Origin of the sequence: Burkholderia sp. Se-20378 (assembly GCF_017104665.1) — a bacterium.
Taxonomy (GTDB): domain Bacteria; phylum Pseudomonadota; class Gammaproteobacteria; order Burkholderiales; family Burkholderiaceae; genus Burkholderia; species Burkholderia lata.
This window is the reverse complement of record NZ_JAAGPG010000593.1, coordinates 1-4895: the sequence shown is the minus strand read 5'-3', so window position 1 is coordinate 4895 and position 4895 is coordinate 1. Positions and strand designations below refer to the sequence as shown.

The following is a 4895-nucleotide window of genomic DNA, read 5'->3' as shown; positions in this document are numbered from 1 at the left end:
CGCTGTGCGCGCGACGCGGCTGGCCGCTCGTCGCGTTCGACGCGGCGCAACTCGCGAGCCGCCCGGAACTGGCCGTGAGCGGCCCGTCGGATGCCGCACTCGCCCGCTTCGGCGTCGCGGGCGTGGCCGAGCCGTGCGCGCAGCTCGCGGCGCCGCACGGCCGCCTGCTCGGCCCCAAATCCATCCGGGACGGCGTGACGGTCGCACTCGCCGGCCCGCTCTGAACCCTTTGTTTCGCTTTCTTTCGACAGGACGAATCCGATGAAAACCGACGCCGAATCCCATCAACGGATGACCGAACGCCGCCGTGCGGGCCACGAGAAGAAGCAGGCCGCCGCCGTCAACGAAAAGGGCCTGCTGATCGTCAACACCGGCAACGGTAAGGGCAAGAGCACGGCCGCATTCGGCATGGCCGTGCGCGTGCTCGGCCACGGCATGCGGCTCGGTGTCGTGCAGTTCATCAAGGGCGCGCTGCACACGTCCGAGCGCGACTTCCTCGGTGCGGTGGCCGAATGCGATTTCGTGACGATGGGCGACGGCTACACGTGGAACACGCAGAACCGCGACGCCGACATCGCGACCGCGCGCAAGGGCTGGGACGAGGCACGCCGGATGATCGACAGCGGCGACTACCGGATGGTGATCCTCGACGAGCTGAACACGGTGCTGAAGTACGAATACCTGCCGCTCGACGAAGTGCTCGCGACGCTGGCCGCACGTCCCGATTCGGTGCACGTCGTCGTGACCGGGCGGCATGCGCCCGATGCGCTGATCGATGCGGCCGACCTCGTCACCGAAATGCGGCTCGTCAAGCATCCGTACAAGGAACAGGGCGTGAAGGCGCAGCGCGGCGTGGAGTTCTGAGCATGCCCGCCTGCCCCGCGCTGTTCGTCAGTGCGCCCGCGTCGGGCCAGGGCAAGACGTCGGTGACGGCCGGCCTCGCGCGGCTGCACCGCCGGCTTGGCCGGCGCGTGCGCGTGTTCAAGACCGGGCCCGATTTTCTCGATCCGATGCTGCTCGAACGCGCGAGCGGTGCACCGGTGCATGCGCTCGATCTCGGGATGGTCGGCGAGGCCGGCTGCCGTGCGCTGCTGGCCGACGCCGCGCGCGAGGCGGACCTGATCCTGATCGAAGGCGTGATGGGGCTGTTCGACGGCACGCCGAGCAGTGCCGATCTCGCGGCCGCGTTCGGCGTGCCGGTCGTCGCGGTAATTTCCGCGAAGTCGATGGCGCAGACGTTCGCGGCGATCGCGTTCGGGCTCGCGCGGTTCCGGCCGGGGCTGCCGTTTCACGGCGTGCTGGCGAATCGCGTCGGGTCGGAGCGGCACGCGGAATTGCTGCAACAGGCACTGCCCGGCGATTTGCGGTGGCTCGGGCACGTGCCGGCCGATGCGGGCATTGCGTTGCCGGAGCGGCATCTCGGCCTGCACCAGCCGAGCGACATCGACGATCTCGATGCGCGCCTCGATCGCGCGGCCGACGTGCTGGCGCAAACGGCGCTTGCCGAGTTGCCGCCGGCCGTTGCGTTCGCGGAACCCGATGCAGCAGCGCCGCTGCCGCGTGCGCTCGCCGGCAAGCGGATCGCGGTGGCGCGCGATGTGGCTTTTTCGTTCATCTATCCGGCGAATCTTGCGTTGCTCGACACGCTCGGTGCGCACGTGCAATTCTTCTCGCCGCTCGCCGACGAACCGGTGCCGGACGATTGCGACGCGCTATTCCTGCCGGGCGGCTATCCGGAACTGCATGCGGCGACGCTCGCGGCGAATGCCGCGGCTGCTCGGTCGATTCACGCGCACGCAGCGGCCGGCCGGCCGATCGTCGCGGAATGCGGGGGGATGGTGTATCTGTGCGAATCGCTGACCGATGTGGACGGCGTGACGACGCCGATGCTTGGGCTGTTGCCGGGGCGGGCGACGATGCAGCGCCGGTTCGCGGCGCTCGGCATGCAGCAGCTCGATACGCGCAGCGGGACGATGCGTGGGCATACGTTCCACTATTCGCGGCTCGCGACGCCACTCGAACCGGTCGCGAACGCTGCGCGCCCCGACGGCGCATCGGGCAGCGGCGAAGCCGTCTATCGACGCGATGCGATCGTCGCGACGTACATGCACATGTACTGGCCGTCGAATCCGGAAGCGGTCGTGGCGCTGTTCAGCGGCGACATGATCTAGATCGAACCGGTGGCGGATCGCGTCATCCGACGCGATAGCGATATGGCCCACCGGAACGTCATCGAATCATGTCGCGGCCATCCCCCGTTTCCGGATGACCGATGCAGTTCGACATAGACGCGGCGTGGTCCATACCGCGACCTTCCGTCAAACCAGGAACGACTCCGCCAGCTTCACCCAGTACGACGCGCCGGTCGGCAACGCCGCATCGTTGAAGTCGTAACCCGGGTTGTGCACCATGCAGCCACCCTCCCCGTCGCCATTGCCGATGATCAGGTAGCAGCCCGGCCGCTTCTCGAGCAGGAACGCGAAATCCTCGCTGCCGGTGAGCGGCACCATCCCGTCGATCAGGTTCGCGTCGCCCACCCACTCGCGTGCGACGTTGCGCGCGAATGCGGTCATTTCCGCATCGTTGACGAGCACCGGGTAGCGGCGCTGGTAGTCGATCGTCGCGGTCGCGCCGAACACGGCCGCCTGCGCATGCACGACTTCCTTGATGCGCGTCTCGAGCAGGTCGCGCACCTCCGGCTTCAGCGCGCGCACCGACAGGCGCATCTGCGCGCGATCGGGAATCACGTTCGGCGCCTCGCCCGCATGGATCGCGCCGACCGTGACGATCGCCATGTCGAGCGGCGACACGTTGCGCGACACGATCGTCTGCAGCGCGATGACGATCTGCGCGCAGACGACCACCGAATCGACCGTCTTGTGCGGCACCGCACCGTGGCCGCCATGGCCCTGCACGTCGACGATCACCGTATCCGACGACGCCATGAACGACCCCGGCAGGAAGCCGAACTTGCCCGTCGGGAAGCCGGGCATGTTGTGCATCGCGAAGATCGCGTCGCACGGGAACAGCTCGAACAGCCCTTCGTCGAGCATCTTCTTCGCGCCGCCGAGCCCTTCCTCGGCCGGCTGGAAAATCAGGTTCAGCGTGCCCGAGAAGCGGCGCTCACGCGCCAGATGCTTTGCGGCCGCGAGCAGCATCGCGGTGTGGCCGTCGTGACCGCACGCGTGCATCTTGCCGGCGATCTTGCTCTCGTACGGCAGGCCCGTGGCCTCGTGGATCGGCAGCGCGTCCATGTCGGCGCGCAGGCCGAGGCGCTGCGTGCCGTCGCCGACCTTCAGCTGCGCGACGACGCCCGTGCCGCCGAGCCCGCGATGTACCGTGTAGCCCCACGACTGCAGTTGCTCCGCGACGAGGTCGCTCGTCGCGAATTCCTCGAAGCCAAGCTCGGGGTGGGCATGGATGCGATGCCGGATCTCGATCATTTCGTCGGCGAGGCCTGCGGGAATCACGCTGTGCGTCACGGTGTCGTCTCCTGTCCTGTGGGAAATATGCAGGCAAGGATAGTGGGTTCGACGGCAACCGGGCAGACGGAAAGTCGTCGTGGTAGCAACCCGTAGTTGCCGCCGGTTCAGCACCCAGGACGAACTTGATCCGATTTTCGGGACGATTGTCACAGGCACGCGCGGTCAGCCGAACCGTGCGCCCATCTTCGGTTTCCGGCCCTCGGAGCGTCGACGGTCAGCCGATGAGGGAATGACAAAATCTCATTTAAATCAATAATTTGTGACCGTTTTGTTCACTTTTCACCCGTGTACGCTTTTTGCGTACGCCGGCTGAAAAGTGACCACGTTCCGACACGGGCGCATCCTGGCCCGGCCGCGCTCAGGCCGCCCAGTCTTCGAGCGACAACCCGGCGACGCGGCCGAACTCGCGGCTGTTATGGGTGACGAGCACCGCGCCGGCCGCGATCGCATGGCCGCCGATCGACGCGTCGTTCGCGCCGATCGGCGTGCCCCGCGTCGCAAGATCGGCACGAATCGCGGCCGTTGCATCGACGGCCGCCGTATCCCACGACAGCACGCCGTCCAGCCGTGAAACAAAGGCCGTCACGAGTTCCGCATGCTTCGGCGACGCCTTCCCGCCGACCGCGCCGAACCTCATTTCGGCATAGGTAATCGCCGAGACGACCTTCACGACGCAGGCCGCGTGGTCCATATCCCGGACGGCCAATGCTCGCGGGCCGCGATGCCGCGCGCCACATCGCGCCGCACCGCGTAACCGCGCCGTCACGGCAATTTGAAAGTATCGAAGAATGTGTCGCGCTCGATGACGGTGAGCGCCGCGCGCTTGTGCGGGAAGTCGAATTCCTTCAGCGTGTAGAACCCGAGCCGGTGCATGTACGCGATGTGCCGCACATGATCGACGCGCGGTTCGCCCACGAGCCGCTGCGTGCGCGGTTCGTCGACGAACATGTAGTGCAGCACCCCGCTCCACCATGCATGCAGCTTGCCGGCGCTCTGGAAGCGCGAATCGCCGATCAGCAGGTGCAGCCCGCGGTCGTAGTCGTGCGCGTCGTAGAACGGTGCGAGACGGTCCTCCTTCGCCCAGTAGAACTCGAAATAGCCGAACGGCGTGTCGTCGAAATAGCCGATCATCGGGTGCATGTGCGGATCGGCGAGCCGCTCGGCGAGGTACGCCGCATGCTCGTCGCGCGTGCCGCGCTGGTCCCAGAAATGCGCGACGCGATCGAGATTCATCCAGCCGCTGAACAGGTCCGCGTGCGCGTCGACGTCGACGGTGCGCAGGCTGAACGTCATCCCGACCTGCGGCATGTAGCGTGCATAGATCTCGCCGGCCGGCGACGGCGGCCGCACCGGGTGCCGGTGGCCATTCGTGATCACATGGCGCAGCGGCATGCCGCTGCGCCATGTGAA

At 67.2% G+C, this 4895-nt stretch carries 6 protein-coding genes; 3 read left to right on the top strand and 3 right to left on the bottom strand.

What is annotated here, in order from left to right:
- From G3N93_RS34400 to G3N93_RS34390, 3 genes are all read left to right on the top strand, one after another.
- Positions 1 to 224 (top strand): cobalamin biosynthesis protein (locus G3N93_RS34400; RefSeq protein ID WP_206134968.1); only part of this gene is annotated, 224 nt, incomplete at its 5' end.
- Between the two features lie 37 nt (positions 225 to 261).
- The gene (gene cobO, locus G3N93_RS34395; protein WP_174936945.1) at positions 262 to 864 is read left to right on the top strand and encodes a cob(I)yrinic acid a,c-diamide adenosyltransferase; all 603 of its coding nucleotides are present in this window, start codon (positions 262 to 264) and stop codon (positions 862 to 864) included.
- A 2-nt stretch (positions 865 to 866) separates the two neighbouring features.
- Positions 867 to 2171, top strand: coding sequence for a cobyrinate a,c-diamide synthase (locus G3N93_RS34390; protein ID WP_206134967.1), 1305 nt, complete (start codon positions 867 to 869; stop codon positions 2169 to 2171).
- Positions 2172 to 2318: 147 nt separating this feature from the next.
- On the opposite strand, the gene G3N93_RS34385 is transcribed toward G3N93_RS34390, so the two are convergent.
- The 3 genes from G3N93_RS34385 to G3N93_RS34375 form a co-directional block, all read right to left on the bottom strand.
- Positions 2319 to 3482 (bottom strand): M20 aminoacylase family protein, encoded by a 1164-nt coding sequence (locus G3N93_RS34385; RefSeq protein WP_174936941.1) that lies wholly within the window; start codon positions 3480 to 3482, stop codon positions 2319 to 2321.
- A 361-nt stretch (positions 3483 to 3843) separates the two neighbouring features.
- Positions 3844 to 4176 (bottom strand): type II toxin-antitoxin system VapC family toxin, encoded by a 333-nt coding sequence (locus tag G3N93_RS34380; RefSeq protein WP_241026822.1) that lies wholly within the window; start codon positions 4174 to 4176, stop codon positions 3844 to 3846.
- Positions 4177 to 4247: 71 nt separating this feature from the next.
- A partial coding sequence (locus G3N93_RS34375; RefSeq protein WP_206134966.1) for a GNAT family N-acetyltransferase occupies positions 4248 to 4895 on the bottom strand: 648 nt, incomplete at its 5' end.